At 66.8% G+C, this 21,163-nt stretch carries 19 protein-coding genes; 6 read left to right on the forward strand and 13 right to left on the reverse strand.

Annotated features, from left to right (window positions below):
* Positions 1-163: 163 nt before the first annotated feature.
* From ACUXV1_RS14405 to ACUXV1_RS14465, 13 genes are all read right to left on the reverse strand, one after another.
* A complete protein-coding gene (locus ACUXV1_RS14405) occupies positions 164-424 on the reverse strand; it encodes an acyl-CoA-binding protein (RefSeq protein WP_043633234.1) in 261 nt (86 codons plus the stop codon).
* A gap of 129 nt (positions 425-553) precedes the next feature.
* Positions 554-1,279 (reverse strand): hypothetical protein, encoded by a 726-nt coding sequence (locus ACUXV1_RS14410; RefSeq protein ID WP_194427887.1) that lies wholly within the window; start codon positions 1,277-1,279, stop codon positions 554-556.
* A 96-nt stretch (positions 1,280-1,375) separates the two neighbouring features.
* Entirely contained in the window at positions 1,376-2,110 is a 735-nt protein-coding gene (locus ACUXV1_RS14415; RefSeq protein WP_043633224.1) for a DsbC family protein, read from the reverse strand.
* 24 nt (positions 2,111-2,134) lie between these two features.
* Positions 2,135-3,286, reverse strand: a complete 1,152-nt coding sequence (locus ACUXV1_RS14420) for a UbiH/UbiF family hydroxylase (protein ID WP_446015697.1) — start codon at positions 3,284-3,286, stop codon at positions 2,135-2,137.
* 13 nt (positions 3,287-3,299) lie between these two features.
* Positions 3,300-4,463, reverse strand: a complete 1,164-nt coding sequence (locus ACUXV1_RS14425) for an FAD-dependent oxidoreductase (RefSeq protein ID WP_081555343.1) — start codon at positions 4,461-4,463, stop codon at positions 3,300-3,302.
* 43 nt (positions 4,464-4,506) lie between these two features.
* Positions 4,507-5,802: an aminopeptidase P N-terminal domain-containing protein gene (locus ACUXV1_RS14430; RefSeq protein ID WP_446015698.1), complete on the reverse strand. Its 1,296-nt coding sequence runs from the start codon at positions 5,800-5,802 to the stop codon at positions 4,507-4,509.
* A gap of 87 nt (positions 5,803-5,889) precedes the next feature.
* Complete coding sequence (gene iolB, locus ACUXV1_RS14435; protein WP_043633212.1) at positions 5,890-6,699, reverse strand: 5-deoxy-glucuronate isomerase; 810 nt, start codon at positions 6,697-6,699, stop codon at positions 5,890-5,892.
* Positions 6,696-7,616 (reverse strand): myo-inosose-2 dehydratase, encoded by a 921-nt coding sequence (gene iolE / locus ACUXV1_RS14440; protein WP_446015699.1) that lies wholly within the window; start codon positions 7,614-7,616, stop codon positions 6,696-6,698. The genes iolB and iolE overlap by 4 nt, the downstream gene beginning before the upstream one ends.
* 14 nt (positions 7,617-7,630) lie before the next feature.
* A complete protein-coding gene (iolD, locus tag ACUXV1_RS14445; RefSeq protein WP_446015700.1) occupies positions 7,631-9,487 on the reverse strand; it encodes a 3D-(3,5/4)-trihydroxycyclohexane-1,2-dione acylhydrolase (decyclizing) in 1,857 nt (618 codons plus the stop codon).
* Positions 9,484-11,442, reverse strand: a complete 1,959-nt coding sequence (locus ACUXV1_RS14450; protein WP_446015701.1) for a bifunctional 5-dehydro-2-deoxygluconokinase/5-dehydro-2-deoxyphosphogluconate aldolase — start codon at positions 11,440-11,442, stop codon at positions 9,484-9,486. The genes iolD and ACUXV1_RS14450 overlap by 4 nt, the downstream gene beginning before the upstream one ends.
* Before the next feature lie 14 nt (positions 11,443-11,456).
* Positions 11,457-12,251 (reverse strand): ATP-binding cassette domain-containing protein, encoded by a 795-nt coding sequence (locus ACUXV1_RS14455; protein WP_114152108.1) that lies wholly within the window; start codon positions 12,249-12,251, stop codon positions 11,457-11,459.
* Positions 12,252-12,524: 273 nt separating this feature from the next.
* Entirely contained in the window at positions 12,525-13,670 is a 1,146-nt protein-coding gene (locus tag ACUXV1_RS14460) for an ABC transporter permease (RefSeq protein WP_114152106.1), read from the reverse strand.
* Positions 13,671-13,733: 63 nt separating this feature from the next.
* Positions 13,734-14,777 (reverse strand): sugar ABC transporter substrate-binding protein, encoded by a 1,044-nt coding sequence (locus tag ACUXV1_RS14465; RefSeq protein ID WP_043633192.1) that lies wholly within the window; start codon positions 14,775-14,777, stop codon positions 13,734-13,736.
* Between the two features lie 204 nt (positions 14,778-14,981).
* Between ACUXV1_RS14465 and ACUXV1_RS14470 the strand changes: the two genes are divergently transcribed.
* The 6 genes from ACUXV1_RS14470 to ACUXV1_RS14495 all read left to right on the forward strand — a co-directional run bounded on the left by ACUXV1_RS14470 (position 14,982) and on the right by ACUXV1_RS14495 (position 20,929).
* The gene (locus ACUXV1_RS14470; protein WP_019101473.1) at positions 14,982-15,848 is read left to right on the forward strand and encodes a MurR/RpiR family transcriptional regulator; all 867 of its coding nucleotides are present in this window, start codon (positions 14,982-14,984) and stop codon (positions 15,846-15,848) included.
* Positions 15,841-16,836 (forward strand): inositol 2-dehydrogenase, encoded by a 996-nt coding sequence (gene iolG / locus ACUXV1_RS14475; RefSeq protein WP_446015702.1) that lies wholly within the window; start codon positions 15,841-15,843, stop codon positions 16,834-16,836. The genes ACUXV1_RS14470 and iolG overlap by 8 nt, the downstream gene beginning before the upstream one ends.
* 20 nt (positions 16,837-16,856) lie before the next feature.
* Entirely contained in the window at positions 16,857-17,873 is a 1,017-nt protein-coding gene (locus ACUXV1_RS14480; protein WP_446015703.1) for a Gfo/Idh/MocA family oxidoreductase, read from the forward strand.
* A 423-nt stretch (positions 17,874-18,296) separates the two neighbouring features.
* Positions 18,297-19,373 (forward strand): glycerophosphodiester phosphodiesterase, encoded by a 1,077-nt coding sequence (gene glpQ, locus ACUXV1_RS14485; protein ID WP_446015704.1) that lies wholly within the window; start codon positions 18,297-18,299, stop codon positions 19,371-19,373.
* Between the two features lie 216 nt (positions 19,374-19,589).
* Positions 19,590-20,216: a DUF5610 domain-containing protein gene (locus tag ACUXV1_RS14490; RefSeq protein ID WP_081557137.1), complete on the forward strand. Its 627-nt coding sequence runs from the start codon at positions 19,590-19,592 to the stop codon at positions 20,214-20,216.
* A gap of 179 nt (positions 20,217-20,395) precedes the next feature.
* Positions 20,396-20,929 (forward strand): DUF5610 domain-containing protein, encoded by a 534-nt coding sequence (locus ACUXV1_RS14495; protein ID WP_161524137.1) that lies wholly within the window; start codon positions 20,396-20,398, stop codon positions 20,927-20,929.
* The last annotated feature ends 234 nt before the right edge of the window (positions 20,930-21,163 follow it).

Consider the following 21,163-nt stretch of genomic DNA (forward strand, 5'->3'; position numbering starts at 1 on the left):
GCGCATGAGCGTTTCGAAAACACGCTCGCCGTATCGGCAACGCTCTGCAGACTTTGAACAGGTTCTAAAAAAATCGGCACGCTAGTCTGGTGCCGGTTCGCCGCCGAAAACGGCGCCGCCCGCAGGCGCGCCGTTTCGGCGGCAGGGGTCGGCCGCGGCCGGCTTACTCTTCCAGCAGGCGCTTCACCACGTCCACGTATTCCTGCTTGGCCTCGTCGCTGCCCTTGCCCTTCAGCTTTTCCCAGGCGTCGAACTTGGCGCGGTTGATGAAGTCCATCATGCCCGGGCGTTCACCGGTAGCATCGCCTTCGGTCGCCTGTTTGAACAGCGCGTACAGTTGCAACAGAGTCTGGTTGTCCGGACGCTCGGACAGGGTCTTGACATCGGCCTGGGCCTGGGTGAACAGAGTCTGTAGATCAGACATGGGAATTCCTTTGTTGAAGACCGGGACGTTGGTGCGCCCCTGATTGGAGATGTTAGCCGCCGGCAGCCAGTGCCGGAGAGCGGAATTTACCACGAACCCGCGCTGCGGTCAGCCCGCAGGCCCACGCCGTCAGCGCTGTCCAGGCTGCGGCGGCGAAGCCGTTCCGTCGCCAGGTTCGGACTCGATCAAAATACGTTTATAGCTCTTCACCGCGATGCCGTCCTTGCGCGCGGGTGAAAACACCGCCTGACTAAAATGCTTGAGCAAGGGCTGTTCGCTGCCGGCCGGCTGGGCGCTGACCCATTGCACCGCATCCACTTCGCCCCGTTCATTGATATAGACGCGCAATTCGATCCGGATCGCCCCCCCCGTCAAATCGGCCAGTTCAGGCAGTTCGATCGGCTGCAGCGGCACGGCCAGTTGCTCCAGCTGGCTGGCCGGATAGTACAGGTCCAAGCCCAGACGCTGCGGCAGTTCGTCCCCCGGCTGCGCGGCTTCCGCAAGGGGCGCCGACGCCGCGGCGGGAAGCTCGGCGGCGGGCGCCGAGGCACTCGGTCTAGGCGCCGGCTCTGGTTCCGCCTCAAGCGCCGCCTCCGGCAAGGTCTGCTCCGCCCGCGGCGCGGTCCATGCCGGCGGCGCGGCGGCCGGCTCCAGCCGCGGCGGCGGCCTGTCCGCCGGCTTCCCCGCCGTCAGGCGCACGCTCAGTCCCGCCGGTTCGCCGTGCGCGCCGCCCACCGGCCACGGAACGAAAAAAGCCAGGCTATGCACGGCCAGCGAAAACGACAGGCCCAGCAAGACGCGGTCGCCGTTGGACAGGCCGCGCCAGCGCGCCTCCCAGCCCAGCCGCGCCGTCATCGCCGCGCTCCAGGCGCGTCAACGGCCTGAGCCGGCGTCGCGTGGACGCAGGAACAGGCCGTGGCAAATCGCTTAGCGGCGCATGTCTTCATGCGCTCACTTGGCGTTGAGCAGCTTCTCGATATCGTCGGCATCGATCGCGCCCGGCACCAGCTGGCCGTTGGCGAAGATCAGGCCCGGCGTGCCGGTGATGCCAAGCTTCTCGCCCAGTTGCTGAATCTTTTCCAGCGGAGTGTCGCAATTGTCCGGACCAGTCAGCGGCTTGCCATCGCGCATGAAGCCGGACCAGGCCGCCACTTTGTCGGGCGAGCACCAGATCTGCTTGGACTTGCGCATCGCGTCCGGGTGCAGTTGGGTCAAGGGGTAGAGGAAGGTGTAGATGGTGACGTTGTCCAGATTCTTCAGGCCTTCGCGCTCCAGCTTCTTGCAGAACGGGCAGTCCGGGTCGGAGAACACCGCCAGCTTGCGCTCGCCCTTGCCGCGCACTTCCTTCAACGCGTATTCGAACGGCAGAGCCTTGAAGTCCACTTTGTTCAGCTCGGCCATTTTCTTCTCGGTCAGGCTTTCCTTCTTCACCGCATCGATCAGATCGCCGACGAAGAGATAGCTGGCGTCCGCATTGGTGTACACCACCTGCTTATTGTCCACCACCACCTCGTAGATGCCCTTCACCGGCGTGGCGGTCACCGCCTTGACCGGTTTGCCGGGGAAGCGGCCTTCAAACGCCTTCTTCACATCGCCGGCATTGCCGCTGCCGGCGGCTTGCGAGCAAGCGGCCAGCGCCATCATCAGGGAGGCGCCCAGCGCCAGGGACTTCAGGTTCTTCTTCATCAATCTTTATCCTCAAGGGAAGGTTCAGTAGCCAATTGCCTGGCGAGCGAATTGCCGCTTCAAAGGCTTCAGGGAATTGGTCAGGTTCAAGCCGGTATTGCGCAGCCAGGACAAACCGGGCGCCTTGGCCTGGAACAGCTGAAACAGGCCATCGCAGCCTAGCTGCATGGTTTTTACCGCTTCGCGCCGCTGGCGCTCGTAACGACGCAGCAGCATCCAGTCTCCGGCGTCGCGCTCGCCGACCAGCAAGGCGGCCAATTGCGCCGCGTCCTGGAAGCCCAGATTCACCCCCTGGCCGGCCAGGGGGTGCACCGTGTGGGCGGCGTCGCCCACCAGCACCACCCGCTCCGCCGCCACTCGCTCCGGCTGGATCAAGCGCAACGGGAACGCCGCCGCGGGGGTGATGACGGCCAATTCGCCCAGCGCCCGTCCTCCGGCGGCGGCCACTGTCTCCGCCAGTTGCTCCGGAGGCAGCTCCAGCAAACGCGCGGGATCAGAGCTTGACCACACCATGGAAATTCGGTTCCCGGCCATGGGCAGCCAGGCCAGGATGTCGCCGCCGGTGAACCACTGCCGCGCCACGCCGCCGTGCGGGCGTTCGCAGTCGAAATTGGCCACCACCCCGCTCTGGCCGTAAGGCTTGACGCTGGCGGCCAGGCCGGCCTGCTCTCGCACCCAGGAGTTGGCGCCGTCGGCGCCGACCAGCAGCGCGGCGCTCAGCCGGCGGCCGTCGTCCAGCGTCAATGCCGCGCTAAGCGCGTCGGCGCTCAGCGCCTGCGGCTTAAGCCCCGGCAGACAATCAACGCCGGACGCCGCCAGACGCCGCCACAGCGCGGCCAGCAGCCAGCGGTTTTCGGCAATCCAGGCCAGCGCCGGCTCGCCGGCGTCGCTGGCGGCAAACTGGATGCGGCCGCCGGCGTCGCCCCGCACGTCCATCGCTTCAATCGCCCCCAAGCGCTCGGCGCCGGGCCAGGCGTCCAGGCTCTCCAGGAAGCAGCGGTTAGCCGGGCTTACCGCGTAGATGCGCGCGTCCCAGCCCTGCTCCAGCCCATCGAGCCGAGGCGGCCGCCCTTCGAGCAAGGCCACTCGCTTGCCGGCGCGGTCCAAGGCCAGCGCCAGGCTGGCGCCCACCAGGCCGCCGCCCACGACGATCACATCGTACTGCCATGCTTTCACGCTCGCTCTCCCATCACACGCCGAACACCAGATGGCTGGCGAACTTGCGCCGCAGCGGCGGCAGCGCGTCCAGCGCGCTGAGGCCGACGCTGCGCATGGCGCTGACCACCGGATGATGGCCATCGAATAATTTAATCAAACCATGGGTGAAACCCACCACCGCGTGGCTGTCCACCCGTCGCGACGCGGCGTAGGCCGCCAGCGCGGCGGCGTCGCCGGGGTCGGCCGCGCCCGCCAGCGCCTCGCTGAGGCCGGCTGCGTCGCGCAGGCCCAGATTCAAGCCCTGCGCCGCCACCGGGTGCATGGTTTGCGCGGCGTTGCCTATCATCGCCACCCGGCCGCTAACCACGCGGTTGAGCTGCTTCAGCGTCAGCGGGAACGCCGCGCGCGGCCCCACGCTCAGAATGCGGCCCTGGCGCTCGCCGAAGGCGTGCTGCAAAGCGGCGGCTACCTCGGCGTCGTCCGCCGCCTGCAAGCGGGCGGCGTCCTCGGCGCTGCGGGTCCACACCAACATATAAGCGTCGCCGTGAGGCAACAGGGCCAACGGCCCGTCATGGGCGAAGCGCTCATAAGCCACGCCCTTGGGCGGCAATTCGGTGTGCACCTCGGCCAGCACCGCGCACTGGCGGTAATCGTGGCTCAGGCGCTTGACGCCGGGCAGGCTTTCCGCCAGCGCGCCGCCTTCGGCCATCACCGCCAGCCGGCAGGTCAACACGCTCTCGCCGGCGTCGGACGTCACCGTCACCACCGCGTAATGACTGAGGCTCTTGACCGTCCGCACCCGGTGGCGCCACAGCACGCGCACGCCGGCGCGCTCCAGCGCGCCGCCCAGCGCCGCCACCAGCGCCGGATAGTCCACCACCGCGCCCAAGTGCGGCAGGCCCACATCCTCGCCTTGCAACAGGGTGCGGCCGCAAGCGCCTTGCTGCGACACGTGCACGCTGTCGATCAAGGACGCCGGCAAATCCTCCGGCCAGGCGCCGGCTTCGCGCAGCAGCTCGCGGCTGTGCCAGGACAGCGCCAGCGCGCGCGCGTCGCGCACCGCCTCGTCGCGGCCTCGGGCCTCCACCAGCGTCACCTCGCGGCCGGCGCGCGCCAGCCGCAGCGCGGCCAGCGCCCCCACCGGGCCGCCGCCTATGATCACCACGTCCGCATGTTCATTTGTCTGTTGCTGCATGTCTGCTTCCTTCCTGTTTCCTCGGGACACAGGCTCCGGATACTCAATTCTCGTTCATCAGCGCTTCGATCTGATCAATTTGCTTGGGCACACCGCCGGTATAGACCTCGCAGCCCTGCTCGGTAATCAGCACATCGTCCTCTACGCGCACGCCGATATTGTGCAAGGCCGCCGGCACGCCGTCCGCCGGGCGGATGTACAAGCCCGGCTCCACCGTCACGCACATGCCGGGCTGGTAAGCGCGCCACAGGCCGTTGCGCTTGCGCGCGCCCACATCGTGCACGTCCAGGCCGATCAAATGCCCGATGCCGTGCATGTAGAACTGACGGTAAGCGCCGGATTCGATCACCCCGTCCACGCTGCCTTGCAGCAGCCCCAGGTCCAGCATGCCCTGAGCCAGCACCGCCAGCGCGGCGTCGCCGGACGCGTTCCAGGGCACATTGGGGCCCAGCGCGGCGATGGCCGCCGTCTGCGCCGCCAGCACCACTTCGTAGACATCGCGCTGCGGGCCGCTGAAGCGGCCGTTGATCGGGAAGCTGCGGGTGATGTCGCCGGCGTAGCCTTCCAGCTCGCAGCCGGCGTCGATCAACAGCATCTCGCCATCACGCAGCAGGCCGTTGTTGGCGCAGTAATGCAGAGTGCAGGCATTGGCGCCGCCGGCGACGATGCTCTCGTAGGAGGGCTGGCGCGCGCCGCGGCTGACGAAGGCATGCAGGATTTCCGCCTCGATCTGGTATTCATGCAGGCCGGGCCGGGTGGCGCGCATCGCCTGCACATGGCCGGCGGCGGAAATCTCGCCGGCGCGGCGCAGCAGCGCAATCTCGCTGTCGTCCTTGATCAAGCGCATCTCGTCCAGCAGCGCGTGCACGTCGCCATAGCAGCTGGGCGCGGGCGCGCCGTGGTAGGCGCGCTGGCGCAGGCTGTCCAGCCAGCCGTTGACGCGCGCGTCGAACTTGGCGTCGCGGCCCAGGCTCCAGCACAGCCGGCCGCAGCCGGACAGCAGCTCCAGCATCCGCGCGTCCAGCTCTGCGACGGGATAAGCCTCGTCGAAGCCGAAAGCCTCGGCCGCAGCCTGCGGCCCGTGGCGGAAGCCTTCCCAGATTTCCATGTCCGGATTCTTGTCGCGGCAGAACAGGATGGACTTGCCGCGGCGGCCGTCCAGCACCAGCACCGCTTCCGGTTCGGGGAAGCCGGTCAGGTACAGGAAATGGCTGTCTGGGCGATAGGGATAGAAATTATCGGCGTTGCGCACCGCTTCCGGCGCGGTGGGCAGCACCGCGACGGCGTCGCCCAGGGCGGACAGCAGGCGGGCGCGGCGGGCGGCATGAGGCGTGGGCATGGCGGAATCCAGGCAAGAGACCGGCGCGGTCGTAAATGCGGCAGTTTACACCGCCGCCCGCGCCAACCCAAGCCCCGCCGCCGCGCTTCAAGTGGCGGTGGACAACATCCACTCATGCGCCGGGTCGTTGTGGAAGCGCCATTCGCGGCGCGGCCCGGCCATCACGTTGAGGTAGTAGGATTCGTAGCCGTGGGGCACGCACACCGGGTGGTAGCCGCGCGGCACCAGCACCACATCGCCGTCCTCCACCGCGTGGGACTGATCCAGATCCCGCTCGTCGGTGTAAACGCGCTGGAACACAAAGCCCTGCGCCGGGCTTACCCGGTGGTAATAGGTTTCCTCCAGTTGGCTCTCCGCCGGCAGCGCGTCGCGGTCGTGCTTGTGCGGCGGATAGCTGGATGAATGGCCGGACGGGGTGCGCACTTCCACCACCAGCAGGCTGTCCGCCTCGGCCTGCTGCGGCAGGATGTCGGTGACGTAGCGAGTGTTGGCGCCCTGCCCGCGCACGCTCTGCGCCATGTCCTGGGGCGGGATCAGCCGCGGCGGACGGCTGAGCGGGCGGCCCGGCGCCGAGCACAACGCCACTTCGGCCGCGCCGCGGGCGACGACGCGCAGCGGGCAGCCGGCGGGGATGTAGGCCGCCCACGGCGCTTGCCCGTCGAATACGTCGGCGCGGCCCCCCACGCCTGGCCAGCGCTGGTCGCCGGCGACGAGGTCGACAACGCCGGCCAGCACCACCACGCAGCACTCCCGCTCTGCTTGCAGCCAGTCCTCGGACTCGCCGTCGGACAGGCGCAAGGCGCGGAAACCGACATGTCGCCAGCCGGCGGAGGCCGGCGTCACATCGGCGGCGACACGGCCGGCCGCCGCTCTAACCCGCAAATCAGGCTGATTCATGCGCAGCTCCTTTCCGGCGCGCCGGCGCGGATGGCGGCCACCAGGCCGGCCAGGGTGCGAAAGCCCAGCTCGGCGTAGCGGTAGCTGGGCGCCACCACCGGGTCCTGTTCCGCCTCCACCACCAGCCAGCCGCGATAGCCGTGCTCGGCTAGCGTGCGCAGCAGGGCTTCAAAATCGATGACGCCGTCGCCGGGCACGGTGAACACGCCGTTGAGCACCGCTTCCAGGAAGCTCCAACCTCGGTTGCGCGCCAGCCGCGCCACCTGCGGGCGGATGTCCTTGCAATGAACGTGGACCACGCGGCCGATATGACGGCGCAGCACCGCCAACGGTTCGCCCCCGGCGAAGGCGATGTGGCCGCTGTCGAACAGCAGGCCCACTTCCGGGCCGGTGACCGCCATCAGCGCGTCCACATCGTCCGGGGTTTCGACGTAAGCGCCCATATGGTGGTGGTAAGCCAGCGTCAGGCCGTGGCTTTGCAGATGGCGGCCGAAGGCGTTCAACCGCTCGCCGTAATCCCGCCATTGCCGCTCCGAGCCAAAGCGCGGCCGCTGGTTCAAGGGCCTCGGCTGGCCCTGTATCGCCTGCGCCACCTCGCCGTAGACCATCACCCGGCAGCCGCTGGCGGCCAGCAAACGCACATGCGGCTCCGCCGCGGCGATTTCCGCGTCCACGCCGCGCTCGGCCAGCCGGCCGGAATGCCAGCCGGACACGCATTGCAGGCCGTGCGGCGCCAGCGCCGCCGCCAGCGCCTCCGGCTGACGCGGGAATTTATTGCCCAGTTCAAAACCTCGGTAGCCTATGGCCGCGCCTTCGGCCAGCGCCTGCTCCAGCGAAATCTCGCCGCCCAGCGACGGCAGGTCGTCATTGCTCCAGGAGATCGGATTGATGCCGATTTTCACATCGAATGCATGCATTGCCTTGTTCCCCGCTATTCGTATTGACGCCGGCGCAGCCGGTCTTCATAAACCTGGCGCGCGGCGCGGACCTCGGCCCGTTCCGACACCTCCGGCACCGCCACTTCCCACCAGCAGCCGCCGGCCTCGGTGGTGCGCGCCGGATCGGTGTCGATCACGATCAGATAGCTGCGCTCGGCGGCACGGGCACGGACCAGCGCCGCCTCCAGGCCGGCGATGTCGGACACATGCTCGGCCTCGGCTCCCAAAGCACGCGCGTGAGCGGCAAAGTCCACCCTCGGCGCGCCGTGGCGGCCCTGGCGGCAGTCCTCCAGCAGATTGTTGAACGGCGCGCCCCCGCAGGCTTGCTGCAAGCGGTTGATGCAGCCGTAGCCTCGGTTGTCCAGCACCACCACGATCAGCTTCCGGTCCAGCATGACCGAGGTCGCCAATTCGCTGTTCATCATCAGATAACTGCCGTCCCCCACCATCACGATGACTTCGCGCTCCGGCCGCGCCATCTTCACGCCCAAACCGCCGGCGATTTCATAGCCCATGCAGGAATAGCCGTATTCCAGGTGGTAGCCGCCCGGCGTCGCCGCGCGCCACAGCTTGTGCAGTTCTGCCGGCAGGGTGCCGGCGGCGCAGACCACGATGTCGTCGCGCTCGGAGCCGGGGTGGCGCTGCACGGCGCCGATCACCTCGCCATCGTAAGGCAGGCCGTGAGGCTGTCGCTGGCTGGTGACGCGCGCCGTCTCCGCGCGCCAGTCCTCGGCCAGCGCGCGCGCCTCGGCGCTCCAGCCGGCGTCTGCGCGCCAGCCGTCCAGCCGCGCCGACAGCGCCTCCAGGCACAAGGCGGCGTCGCCGGTCAAAGCCACGGCGTCGGCCTTGATCCCGTCCAGCGCGTTGACGTTGACGCTGAGCAGCCGCGCCTGACGAAACAACTGCCCGGAGCCGGTGCTGAAATCCTGCAAGCGGGTGCCCAGGGCCAGCACCAGATCGGCCTGTTCCGCCAGCCGGTTGGCGGCTGGCGAGCCGGTGACGCCGATTGCGCCCAATTGCAGCGGGTGGTCCCAGGGCAAGGCGCTCTTGCCGGCCTGGGTTTCGGCCACCGGCGCGCCGTGGCGCTCGGCGAAGGCGCGCAAGGCCGCCGCGCCGCCGGCGCTGTAGAGCACGCCGCCGCCGGCCACGATCAGCGGCCGCCGCGCGGCGGCCAGCGCCCGCGCAGCCCGCTCCAGCGCATCCGTTTCCGGCGGCGGCGCGGCGATGCGCCACCGCCTCGGCCGGAACCAGTCCGTCGGATAGTCCCAAGCCATGGTCTGCACGTCCTGCGGCAGCGCCAGCGTGGCCGGCCCGCACTGCGCCGGGTCGGTCAGCACCGCCAGCGCGCGCGGCAATGCCGTGAGCAGCTGCGCCGGGTGGACGATGCGGTCGAAATAGCGCGACACCGGCCGCAGGCAGTCGTTGACCGACAAGGTGCCATCCTGCGGCGCTTCCAATTGCTGCAGCACCGGGTCCGGCGCGCGCGACACGAACACATCGCCGGGCAAGAGCAGCAGCGGCAGCCGGTTGACGTGGGCCAACGCCGCGGCGGTGACCAGGTTGGTGGCGCCGGGGCCGATGGAGCTGGTCACCGCCATCATCCGGCGGCGGAAATGGGCTTTGGCGTAGGCGATGGCGGCATGAGCCATGCCTTGCTCATTGTGGGCGCGCCAGGTGGGCAGGCTGTCGCCGGCCTGCTGCAGCGCCTCGCCCAGACCGGCGACGTTGCCGTGGCCGAAAATGGCCCACACCCCGGCGAACAGCGGCAGCTCCTCGCCGCCCAGCTCCACCCGCTGCGCGGCCAGGTAGCGCACCAGCGCCTGGGCCATGGTTAAGCGAATCGTGCTCATCGCGCGCCCTCCTCGCTGAGGGCGCGGCCGGCCGTGCCGCGTTCCTCGCGCCAGACCGCCACCAGTTCAGTGAATCGGGCGCCGGCCTCGGCCACCAGGCCGGCGTCGTCGATCTCGCCCGCAAGCCAGCGCTCGGCCGGCCGCTGAAACAGGCTGCGCCCCACCATGAAGCCGCGGCAACTGCGGCTGGCGCGCGCGGCGGCAAAGCCCCGGCGCAGCGCGTCCAAGGGCGCGTTCAAGCCCAGCAGCACCACGCCTCGGCAATAGGGGTCGCGCTCGGCGATCAGCGCGTCCAGCGCCGGCCACTGCGCGGCGGCGGGCGGCTCCAGCTTCCACCAGTCCGGATAGATGCCCAGGTTGTACAAGCGCTTGAGCGCGCGGTAGACGGTGTCGTCCGCGCGCGGCAAATCCTTGGGCGGAATGATTTCCAGCAACAGTTCGTGTCCGCTGGCCTGGGCGGCGTCGTAGAGCGCGCGGATCTGCGCTTCCTGTTCCAGCCGGTTGTCCAGCGCATCGTCCGGGTGGTACTGGACCAGGCATTTGATCACGTGCTCGCGCGGCCAGGCGGCCAGCGCGCCGGCCATCGCTCGGCCTTGCTCGAACACCAGCGGATTGGACCCTGGCAGCTCCACCGGCCGGCCCACCCACCAACCGCGGCCGGTGGCGGCGTACAGCGCGTCGGCGCCGTAGCGCTCGTCTATCAGCACCCCCACCCGCCCGCGCAGGCCCAAGCGCTGCTCCACGCCGGCCACCGATTGCACCAGCAGCTGTTTCAAACGCGGCAGCCGCGCCTCGTCCGCGCCCGCCGCGCGCGCCAGCTCAAAGAACTGACTGCGATGGTCGAAGGCGAACACGCACAACTCGTCCCAACGCGGCCGCGCCGCGCTGACCCGGTGCAGCCGGCTCAGGGCCGCGTCCTCGCCCGGCCGCCGCGTCGGCGCGGCGAGAAAGCGCTCCAGCTCGGCCGGGGTCGGCATCGCCGGCGCGCAGCCGTGGCGCGACACCACCAGCGCGCCGCAGGCATTGGCGCGGCGGCAGCATTCGGCGTAGTCGCCGCCGCGCAGCCAGACGGACAGGAAACCGGCCAGAAAGGCGTCGCCGGCGCCCAATACATTCATCACGTCCACTTCCGCGCCGGCCACGCTGAAGGCGTCCTCGATGCGCGCCGGCACTTCGCCGGGAATCACCGCGCACCCCAAGGGCCCCAGCTTGACCACCAGCACCGCCTGGCTCAGCGCGCGCACTCGGGCCAAGGCCGGCATCAGCTCGGCCTCGCCGCCGGCGATCAGGAACTCCTCCACAGTGCCGACGATGAGGTCGAACTCGGAGAGCAGGCTCTGCAAATGGGCGCTGACCTCGGCGCTGGCGATGTAGCGGGTTTCGCCGTCGCCGCGGCCGGCCAGGCCCCACAGCACCGGCCGGTAGTCGATGTCCAGCACCGTGCGCGCGTCGTGGCGGCGCGCGTATTGCAGCGCGCGGCGGCTGGCCGCCTCCACTCCGGGCCGTGACAAATGGGTGCCGGTGATCAGCAAAGCCCGGCTGCCTGCGATAAAGCCCTCGTCGATGTCATCGGCGCTGAGCGCCATGTCGGCGCAGTTTTCGCGGTAAAACAGCAAGGGAAAAGTATCGCGATCCTTGATGCCCAGCAGGGTCAGGCCGGTCAGCCGCTCCGGGTCCACCCTCACCTGGCTGACATCGCAGCCTTCGGCGCGCAGGGTGTTGAGCAGAAAGCGGCCCATCTGTTCGTCGCCGACGCGGGACAGCATCGCCGACTTCAAGCCCAGCCGGGCCGCGCCGAAGGCGATGTTGGCGGAGGAGCCGCCCAGATATTTGGCGAAGCTGGCCGCGTCTTCCAGCGGCGCGCCCAACTGCTGCGCGTACAGGTCCACCGCCAGCCGGCCCAGGCAGACCAGGTCGCGGTCGCGGCCGCTGGCGAAACGGGTGGTGTTTTGCATGCTAGATCTACCTTTCAGATATGGACGCCGTCCAGCTCGGCCATCAGTTTCTGCATTTCTGCGCCGCCGGCCATCATGTCCAGCACTTCCTCCTTGCTGACCGAGTCCTTGGCGTAAGTGCCCAGCGAACGGCCGCGGTTGAGCAGGGTGAAGCGGTCGCCTATCGGATAAGCGTGGTTGACGTTGTGGGTGATGAAGATCACCGAGATGCCCTTCTCGCGCGCCTTGGAAATCAGCTTTAGCACATTGACGCTCTGCTTGACGCCCAGCGCGGCGGTGGGCTCGTCCAGGATCAGCACCCTCGCGCCGAAGTGAATGGCGCGGGCGATGGCCAGGCATTGCTTTTCGCCGCCGGACAAAGTGCCTATCGCCTGGTGGGGATCGCGGATGTGGATGCCCATTTCCGCCAGCTTGTCGCGCGCCACTTCGCCGGCCAGTTCCAGATCCAGCACCGGCAGCAAGCCCAGCCACTTCTTCAACGGCTCCCGCCCCAGGAAGAAATTGCGCGCCACCGACATCAGCGGCACCAGGGCCAGATCCTGGTAGACGGTGGCGATGCCCAAATCCAGCGCCTGGCGCGGCGATTCGAAGCGCACCGGCTGTCCGTCCACCCGGTATTCGCCGCCGCTGGGCCGGTGCACGCCGGCCAGGGTCTTGATCAGCGTGGACTTGCCGGCGCCGTTGTCGCCCAGCAGGCAATGCACCTCGCCGCGGCGCAGTTGCAGATCCACCTTCTGCAAGGCGATCACCGAGCCGAAGGTCTTGCTGACCTGATCCAGCTCCAGGATGTAGTCGTCACGCGATTTCATATTCGACTCCTTGCGGCCGCTGGCCAGGGTTGTTCGGGGCTGCGGCCGCGGCAAGGCGCGCCGACGCGGACAGTGCATCGAGTACGGCAAGGAAGCGCAACGCGGCCGCAGGGATTTTGCCGGTTGTGACCCAGAGCCGGTTCACGAGCTCGCGAGTTAGAGCGAGACAAGGCGAAAACGGCTGAGAAAGCGGAATGTACGGTTGGTACATGAGCATTTCGAAGCGGTTTCCAACGCCGTATCGATGACGCGCAGCGGATCGAGGGTCGGCTCTCATTTGGCCTCCGTCACGCGGCGTCGGACATAGTGATTGAACAACACCGCCATCAACAGCATCAGGCCGAGGAAGACGCGGAACCAGTCGGAGTTGATATTGGTGTAGGTAATGCCGATCTGCACCACGCCGAAGATCAGCGCGCCGACACAGGCGCCCACCACCGAGCCGTAGCCGCCGGTGAGCAGACAGCCGCCTATCACCGCGGCGATGATGGCCTCGAACTCCTTTTGCAGGCCGCGGTCGGCGGCGGCGGAGCCCACGTCGCACACTTGCAGCACCGCGAACAAGCAGGCGCAAAAGGCGGTGAACATGAACAGGCCTATCTTCACCTGCTTGACCGGCACCCCCACGTTCTTGGCCGCGTTGGCGTCGCCGCCGGCGGCGAAGATCCAGTTGCCGATCCGGGTGCGCGCCAGCACAAAGGCCGCAATCCCCGCCAACGCCAGCCACCACAACAGCACCTTGGGCACGCCGGCCGCCGCCGCGCCGCCGTCCGGCAGGGAGGCGATGGCGCCGATGCCGGCCAGCCAGTGGAACAGGCCGGCGCCGACATGGCCGACAAACAGCCATTGCGCCAGCGGGTCCGCCGCCGCCAGGTCGCCGACGCCGCTGACGATGGTGCGGTTGGCGAACAGGATGGACAGCGCCAGCGTCAGGCCGCGCAGGATGAAGAGAAAAGCCAGGGTGACGATGAAGGACGGCAACCGGGTTTTGAGCACCAGATAGCCGTTGAGCCAGCCCACCGCCAGCGAGCCGGCGAAGGCGAACAGGATGGCCAGCCAGAACGGCCAGCCGAAGTACAGCGGCGGAATCGCCACCATCATGCCGGCGAAGCCTATCATCGAGCCCAGGCTCAGATCGAACTCGCCGGCTATCATCAGCAGGCAGGCGCCGATGGCGATGATGCCGAGATAGGCCGCCACCTGCGACCAGTTGACGATGCCGTCCACCGCGAACATGCCGGAACCGCCTGCGCCCACGCCGAACACCACGAACACCAGCACCGCGCCGGCGACGGCGGCGAATTCCGGCCGGCCCATCAGCCGGTCGAACAGCGACAGCCGCCGCACTCTTTCATCGTCGCCGGGCGGCGCCATACGGATGCCCGCGGCCTTGCCCGGGCTGGCCTTGCTCATGCTCATTGCTATGCTCCCCGCCTCGGAACCGTCGCGGCGCCGGGCGTCAGATCCATCGGAAAACGGCGGCTAGCGGTACTGCCCGGCGTACTTCTCCACCTTGGCGATATTGTCCTTGGTGACGAAACCGGGGCCGGAGTTGATGTGGCGGCCCTTGTAGAGGGGCGCCAGCCCGTACTCCTTCAGCCTGGCCTGGAACTTGGGGCTGGCCTTGAGCGCGGCTTCCACCTTGGCCGGGTCCGTGGTCTTGTCGCGTTTCATGATGGCCAAGGCCGCTACCGGGATATAGCCCTGCAGATAGGGCTGCTGGTCGATGGCGAACTTGATGGTGCCGTCCTTGATCGCCTTGGAGATGTCCTCGGACAGGTCGAAGGTGGCGAAGTAAAGCTTGCCGGCCAGGCCCATCTTCTTCACCGCCTTGATCGAGGGGCTGGCCGAGGTTGGCCCCAAAGTCAGCATCGCTTGTGTGCCGGGGTTGTTGCGCAGATAGGCGCTGACCTTGCTCTCGATGCCGGTGGGGTCGTCGCCGGCGTCCAGGGTGGATTTGCGCACATCGGCGCCGATGGCGTCGGCGAAGCCCTTGCAGCGCTCGAAAGAGGCCGGGTTGGTGGCGTAATGGTTGACGCAGAGAAAGGTCTTGATGCCCGCGGCCTTGGCCTGCTTGCCGGAATCGAAGCCGGCGTCGTATTCTGGCTGGCCGACGTGCAGGGCCGCGCCCAGGCTTTCGCTTTGCTTTACGGTGCCGGAATTGATGGTAATCAGCGGGATTTTCTTGGCCACCACCTGGCCCAGCGGCCGCTTCAGCACGTCGTAATCGGCAATGCTGGCGATCACGCCGTCGTAACGCCGCGCCGCCGCCTGCTCGATCAGCCGCGCCATGTCGGCCAGGTCGCCGTTGGGCGGGTTGCGGTAATCCACCTGCACGTTGAAATCCTCGCCGGCCTGCTTGATGGCGTTCTTGATGGTGTTCCACCAGGCGTCGGAATCCGGCGCGTGGCTGATCAGTACCAGGCGGGCGTCGGCCGCCTGCGCGGCTTGAGCCAGCGCGCAAAGCGCCAGCGCCGCCGCGGGCAGAGCCCGCTTCCACTTGCAAGTCCAGGATCGCTGCTGCATCTCTCTCCTCCTTATTCTCCGCCGGCCCATCGTGGAGCCCGCTATGGTGTCGGCCGCGGACGCAGTCGGCGCCGGGCGTGAAATCACCTTAAGAGCTTTCGCTCTACTCTGCAAATAATTTTCCAAAATTGTTTTTCAATAGAAAATTATTTTCGAACACAAGGACAAAACGTATACTGGCCAAAACCTTAGGAAAGCCCGCTCATGGCCAATACCGCCCCCGCGGAGGAATTGATGCAGCGCATCGCAGCCGAATACGACACGCTGAGCAAGCAGTTGAAAGTGATTGCCGCTTACGTGGAGCAGCATCGGGGCACGCTGATGCTGCAACGCATTACCGACATCGCTCAGGCTTGCGAGGTGCAGCCCTCCGCCATCGTCCGCTTCGCCCAGCGCTTCGGCTTCGCCGGCTTTTCCGACATGCAGGCGCTGTTTCGTGACGCATTTACGCCACAGGGCGCGCCGCAACCCAATTACCGGCAGCGCATCCAGAGCCTGATCGCCAACCGGGATGAGCAACGCTCCGCCGGCGGCATGACCCGCGACTTCATCGCCGCCTGCCAACAAGGGCTGCAAGAGCTGGACGCCTCGCTGGACGAGGCGCAGCTGGAAGCAGCGGTGGAGCTGCTATTGAACGCCGACAACATCTACGTGGCCGGGGTGCGGCGCATGTTTCCCATCGCCTCCTACATCGCCTACGCCTTACAGCACACCGCCAAAAAAGTGCATTTGCTATCCGGCCTGGGCGGCATGTTTCCGCAGCAGATCCGCAGCATTGGAGAAAAAGACGTGCTGATCGCCATCAGCTTCCAGCCCTACGGCAAGGAAAGCCGCTATTGCGCGCGGGTGGCGGCACAACACAAGGCCAAGCAGTTGGTGATCACCGACAGCCAGCTCAGCCCGCTGGCGCGCGGGGCCGACGCGGTATTGACGGTCCGGGAAGGCTCCGCCTTCGCCTTCCGTTCGCTGACCAGCACCATCTGTCTGTGCCAGGCGCTGTTCATCGCGCTGGCCTGCCGGCTGGAGCTGAACATAGAAGAAACCAAGGAGACTGGAGGATACGATGATTGACACAGCGCTGTTCGGGGCCGGCCGCATCGGCAAGATCCACGCCGCCAACCTCGCCCGCCTGCCGGGCATGCGGCTCAAATACGTGGTGGACAGCCATGCGCCGGCGGCGCGGGAACTGGCCGCCGTCCACGGCGCAGAGGCCTGCTCCGCGGAACAGGCGCTGGACGATCCGGCAGTGCGCGCCGTGGTCATCGCCTCCAGCACCGACACCCACGCCGAGCTGATCCTGGCCGCCGCCGCGCGCGGCAAAGCCATCTTCTGCGAAAAACCGGTGGACCTGGAACTGGAACGCGCGCGCCAGTGCGCGCGGGCGGTGGCGACGGCCGGCGTGCCCTGCCTGATCGGCTTCCAGCGCCGCTACGACCCCACGTTCGCGGCGCTCAAGGCCCGGCTGGCAGCCGGCGAAATCGGCGCGCCGGAAATGCTCATCGTCACCAGCCGAGACCCCGGCGCGCCGCCGCTGGACTATATCCGCCGCTCCGGCGGCATCTTCAAGGACATGCTGATCCACGACTTCGACATCTGCCGCTGGATCCTGGACGACGAAGTCGTCAGCGTGCACGCCAGCGCCAGCGCGCTGAGCGACCCGGCCATCGCCGCCGCCGGCGACGCCGACAGCACGGCGGTGACGCTGCGCACCCGCCAGGGCCGGCTGTGCCAGATCAACACCAGCCGCCGCGCCGCCTACGGCTACGACCAGCGCTTTGAAGTGCTGGGCAGCCGCGGCATGCTGCAGGCCGGCAACCACCGCCCCACCGAGGTCACCGCCTACGGCGAACGCGCCGTGGCCGCAGACCTGCCCGAGCCCTTCTTTCTGGAACGCTACCGCCAAGCCTACGCCGCCGAGATGGCACACTTCCTGGAGGTGATGCGCGACGGCGCCGCGCCGCGCACCGCGGTGGAAGACGGCGTGCGCGCGCTGGAGCTGGCCGACGCCGCCACCCGCTCCTGGCGGCTGGGCCGGGTTGTCGAACTGGATCAGGTCTAACTCAACAGGGGGGGCTTGTCATGTCTACATTGAACCTCGGCGTCGCCGGCCTGGGCCGGCTGGGCCGCCGCCACGCGCTCAATCTGCGCGACCGCATCGCCGGCGCGCGCGTGATCGGCGTCTGCTCGCCGCTGCAAGAGGAACTCGACTGGGCGCGGCGGGAGCTGCCCGACGCCGCCGGCCACGCCGCGCTGGAGGGCCTGCTGGCCGAACCGGGGCTGGACGCGGTGCTGCTGGCCACGCCCACCGCCCTCCACGCCGAGCAGATCATCGCCTGCCTGGACGCCGGCAAACATGTGTTCTGCGAAAAACCGCTGGCGCTGAACCTGGATGATTGCCTGCGGGTGGAGCGCGCCGCCGCCCACCGCCCGGAACTCAAGGCCATGGTGGGTTTCGTCCGCCGTTTCGACCCCAGTTACCAGGACGCCGCCGCCAAACTGGCGCAAGGCCTGGTGGGCCAGCCCTATCTGGTGCGCTCGCAGACTTGCGACCTCAACGACGACAGCGGCTTCTTCGTGCAGTTCGCGCCCAGCAGCGGCGGCATTTTCATGGATTGCAGCATCCACGACATCGACCTGGCGCGCTGGCTGCTGGGCGCGCCGCGCCCGCTGCGGGTGTGGGCCAGCGGCGTCAACGCGGTGCACGGCGCGTTGGCGCAATACGGCGATGTGGACAACGGCGTGGCGATGTGCGAGTTCGAGGGCGGCAAGCTGGCTTGCTTCTACGCCTCGCGCACTCAGGCGCACGGCCACGAGACGCTGACCGAGATCTTCGCCACCCAGGGCCGGCTGAGCGTGGGCGCCAACCCGCGCGCCAACCGCGTGGAGATCAGCGACCGCCACGGCGTGCGCAACGAGTGCGTAACGGACTTCTACCAGCGCTTCGCTGAAGCCTTCGCGCTGGAGTTGCAGCATTTCGTCGATGCCGCGCGCCTGGACCAGCCGCTGGCCCTGAGCCTGGCCGACGCCCGCGAAGCCACCCGCATCGGCCTGGCCATTACCGAGGCCTTGAGGACCCGGCAGGCGGTGGAGTTGTAAGAACCTGTTCAATGTCTGCTGCGCTTCAGCGATACGGCGTTAAAAACCGCTTCGAAATGCTCATGTACCACTTGTACACTCCGCTTTCTCAGCGATTTTCGCCTTGTCTCGCTCTCGCTCGCGAGACTTGGAACAGGCTCTAAGAACGTGTTCACGCTCCGCTACGCGTCGGCGGGAACCATGGAGAAAAGCGTGAAAACCGCTTGCCTCGCGGCCGCCGCAAGAGCGTGAACATCTTCAAAACTACCGCGCCGGAGGGGCTTGTCGCCGGCGCGGCGATACCCTATCGTCCTACTCCTTTTCATCAAAACAAAACCATGGCGATGCCGATGGACTGACCGGATTTCATCACGCCGACATCCGCGCATCCCATCATGGCGTCGCGCCAACGTCCGTTGCGAACTTATATATAAGGGAGAATCCATGTCATTCGCTTGCAAACCCCTGCTCGCCGCCGTCGCGCTGGCCATCGGCCTGGCCGCGTCCGCCCAGGCCGCCGACAAAATCGTCATCGCCCACCGCGGCGCCAGCGGCTACCTGCCGGAACACACGCTGCCGTCCAAGGCGCTGGCCTACGCCCAAGGGGCGGATTATCTGGAGCAAGACCTGGTCATGACCAAGGACGACAGGCTGATCGTGCTGCACGATCATTACCTGGACCGCGTCACCGACGTGGCCGAACGCTTTCCCGAGCGCGCGCGCAAGGACGGCCGCTATTACGCGATCGACTTCACCCTGGCCGAGATCAAATCGCTGCGCTTCACCGAAGGCTTCGACATCGACAAGGGCGTCAAGCGACAGACCTACCCCAGCCGCTTCCCGATGGGCAAGTCCGATTTCCGCATCCACACTTTTGAAGATGAAATCGAATTCATCCAGGGCCTGAACCACTCCACCGGCCGCGACATCGGCCTGTACCCGGAGATCAAGGCGCCGTGGTTCCACCGCCAGGAAGGCAAGGACATCACGGTGAAGGCGCTGGAAGTGCTGAAGCGCTACGGCTACACCGGCAAGAACGACAAGGTCTATCTACAGTGCTTCGACTTCAACGAACTCAAGCGCATCAAGACCGAGTTGATGCCCAAGGCCGGCATGGACCTCAAACTGGTGCAACTGATCGCCTATACCGACTGGCAGGAAACCTTCGAGCAGAACGCCGCCGGCCAGTGGGTGAACTACAGCTATGACTGGATGTTCCGTCCGGAAGGCATGAAGGAAATCGCCAAGTACGCCGACGGCATCGGCCCGCAATACCCGATGCTGATAGACAAGACTTCGACACCGGACAAGATCAAGCTCACCGGCATGAGCCGCGCCGCGCACGCCAACGGCCTGGCGATCCACCCCTACACCCTGCGCAAGGACGCGCTGCCGGCCTACGCCAAGAATATGGACCAGTTGCTGGACGCGGTGTACAACCGCGCCCAGGTGGACGGTGCCTTCAGCGACTTCCCGGACCTGGCGGTCAATTTCCTGCGCCGTCAAAAACAGCATCGTTAAGCGGCGGCTCCGGAAGCCGGCGGCCGCCGGCTTTCAAAACCAGAGTCCGCCGATCGCACACACCGAAATAAGCCTCAAGTTTCCGCCGGCCTCGCCGAAAATAAGGCCATACTGAGGGACTGGCATCCCTCCGCATCGTTGCGCCCATTGGCGCGACAAACAACAAGCCTGCATGGCTTCCGTGCCTACACGCCCTTTATCGCTTAGGAGCGCAACATGTCCATCAATCCCTTGAACGGCCAGAGCGGGGCCGACCTGCCGCTGAAACAAAGCGGCCAAAGCGCCGCCACAGCGCCAACAGGCAGCAGCTCCGCCACCGCGCGCAATCAATTGAACGCGCAACTGGTGGCCAATCTGGACGTTTCCACCAATACCGACGGCAAATCGCTGTCCCTGCTCTACCGCACCGCGATCGACAGCATCAATCAGATCCTCTCCGACCAACTGAACGCCGCCGGCGGCAGCGGCGGGGCCGACAACACGCAAAGCGCCCAGGGCGCTCAGCAAACGCCCAACATCCTGCAGCAGAAGTTGAGCGAGGACAATTCGCCGGAAGGCACGTCCCAGCGCATCTTGTCCGGCGCGCTCAGCTTCTTCAGCACCTACGCCAAGCAGCATCCGGAGCTGAGCCAGGAAGAGCAGGCCAAGAATTTCGTCGACATCGTGCGCGGCGGCTTCGAAAAAGGCTATGCCGAGGCCGTGGACGTCCTCAACGGCCTCAAGGTGTTCAACGGCAATATCGCCGACGAGGTCAAGAAAACCCGCGATCTGGTCAATAAAGGCTTCGACGATTTCGTCGCCAGCATGAAGCCCCAGCAACAGAGCGACTCCAACGCCGGCTGATGGATAGCGGCGTCTTAATCAATAATTTGTTTAAACTTCATATATTGTTAAATTAAAAATAAAGTTTCCGCCGGCCCTGCCGAAAATAAGGCATGGCCGGGGAAACGAATCAGACCCAGACTGCGTTTCCGGCCGAACGCCGCCAGCCAGACCGGCGGCATGCTCGCAAGGAGACCGTCATGCCCATCCTGCCTGTTACCCTGACCCAGGCCGGCCGTTCCGCCGGACACTCGCTCTCGCAACAGGAGCATGGCGGAAAGCAAGGCCGCCAGCGCGAGCCCGCCCCCGCCTCGGCCAATCCCGTCGCCGACAGCCGTTTTTCCGCCGACAAGCAATTTCTGGACTTATTCCACCACGCGGTAATGGACCCGCTCAGCTGCGCGCTGGACCTGCCGCTAATGGGCAAGGACCTGCTGACCGGCCTGGGGCTGGAACACAACCCCTGCTACGCGGCGGAACGGATCATGCGCGACTTCTACCAGTTGTTCGCCCTCTACCGGCAGCAACACCCCAAACAATCGCCGATGCAACAGCTATTCATCTTCCTGGCCGTCGCGCGGCAAAGCCTGGAGTGCGGCTTCAATGAAACTCATCAGGTGCTGGAAAGCATGAATATGCTTCACGTCGCTTACCACGACCTGGTCTCGGCCAAAGAGCAGGTGACGGTGGCGCTGATCAATTTCGGTCAGCCCCCGGTCCAGAAAGAGACTTAAAAGGTGCTTACGATCTCTCGGGCTATGGCGAGACAAGGCGAAAGCGGCTGAAAAAGCGGAGTGTGCGCACGGTGCATGAGCATTTTGAGCTTGCACTCACCGCGCAACGCTTCACGAAGCGCAGCAGATCGTAAACAGGTTCTTAGGGGGTTGCTCCCCTGCACGCTCCACACCTCCTGCAAACACCAAGCTCCCCTCTTCCATCTTTGCCAAGCACAGCCGCGCGCCGCGTTC

The sequence above is a fragment of the Chromobacterium sp. W521 genome, from assembly GCF_052805975.1.

Excerpts from the sequence above, each read along its gene's own strand:
- ACUXV1_RS14405 (WP_043633234.1), bottom strand. The coding sequence starts at position 424 with ATGTCTGATCTACAGACTCTGTTCACCCAGGCCCAGGCCGATGTCAAG.
- ACUXV1_RS14410 (WP_194427887.1), bottom strand. The coding sequence starts at position 1,279 with ATGACGGCGCGGCTGGGCTGGGAGGCGCGCTGGCGCGGCCTGTCCAAC.
- ACUXV1_RS14415 (WP_043633224.1), bottom strand. The coding sequence starts at position 2,110 with ATGAAGAAGAACCTGAAGTCCCTGGCGCTGGGCGCCTCCCTGATGATG.
- ACUXV1_RS14425 (WP_081555343.1), bottom strand. The coding sequence starts at position 4,463 with ATGCAGCAACAGACAAATGAACATGCGGACGTGGTGATCATAGGCGGC.
- ACUXV1_RS14430 (WP_446015698.1), bottom strand. The coding sequence starts at position 5,802 with ATGCCCACGCCTCATGCCGCCCGCCGCGCCCGCCTGCTGTCCGCCCTG.
- iolB (WP_043633212.1), bottom strand. The coding sequence starts at position 6,699 with ATGAATCAGCCTGATTTGCGGGTTAGAGCGGCGGCCGGCCGTGTCGCC.
- iolE (WP_446015699.1), bottom strand. The coding sequence starts at position 7,616 with ATGCATGCATTCGATGTGAAAATCGGCATCAATCCGATCTCCTGGAGC.
- iolD (WP_446015700.1), bottom strand. The coding sequence starts at position 9,487 with ATGAGCACGATTCGCTTAACCATGGCCCAGGCGCTGGTGCGCTACCTG.
- ACUXV1_RS14450 (WP_446015701.1), bottom strand. The coding sequence starts at position 11,442 with ATGCAAAACACCACCCGTTTCGCCAGCGGCCGCGACCGCGACCTGGTC.
- ACUXV1_RS14455 (WP_114152108.1), bottom strand. The coding sequence starts at position 12,251 with ATGAAATCGCGTGACGACTACATCCTGGAGCTGGATCAGGTCAGCAAG.
- ACUXV1_RS14460 (WP_114152106.1), bottom strand. The coding sequence starts at position 13,670 with ATGAGCATGAGCAAGGCCAGCCCGGGCAAGGCCGCGGGCATCCGTATG.
- ACUXV1_RS14465 (WP_043633192.1), bottom strand. The coding sequence starts at position 14,777 with ATGCAGCAGCGATCCTGGACTTGCAAGTGGAAGCGGGCTCTGCCCGCG.
- ACUXV1_RS14470 (WP_019101473.1), top strand. The coding sequence starts at position 14,982 with ATGGCCAATACCGCCCCCGCGGAGGAATTGATGCAGCGCATCGCAGCC.
- iolG (WP_446015702.1), top strand. The coding sequence starts at position 15,841 with ATGATTGACACAGCGCTGTTCGGGGCCGGCCGCATCGGCAAGATCCAC.
- ACUXV1_RS14480 (WP_446015703.1), top strand. The coding sequence starts at position 16,857 with ATGTCTACATTGAACCTCGGCGTCGCCGGCCTGGGCCGGCTGGGCCGC.
- glpQ (WP_446015704.1), top strand. The coding sequence starts at position 18,297 with ATGTCATTCGCTTGCAAACCCCTGCTCGCCGCCGTCGCGCTGGCCATC.
- ACUXV1_RS14490 (WP_081557137.1), top strand. The coding sequence starts at position 19,590 with ATGTCCATCAATCCCTTGAACGGCCAGAGCGGGGCCGACCTGCCGCTG.
- ACUXV1_RS14495 (WP_161524137.1), top strand. The coding sequence starts at position 20,396 with ATGCCCATCCTGCCTGTTACCCTGACCCAGGCCGGCCGTTCCGCCGGA.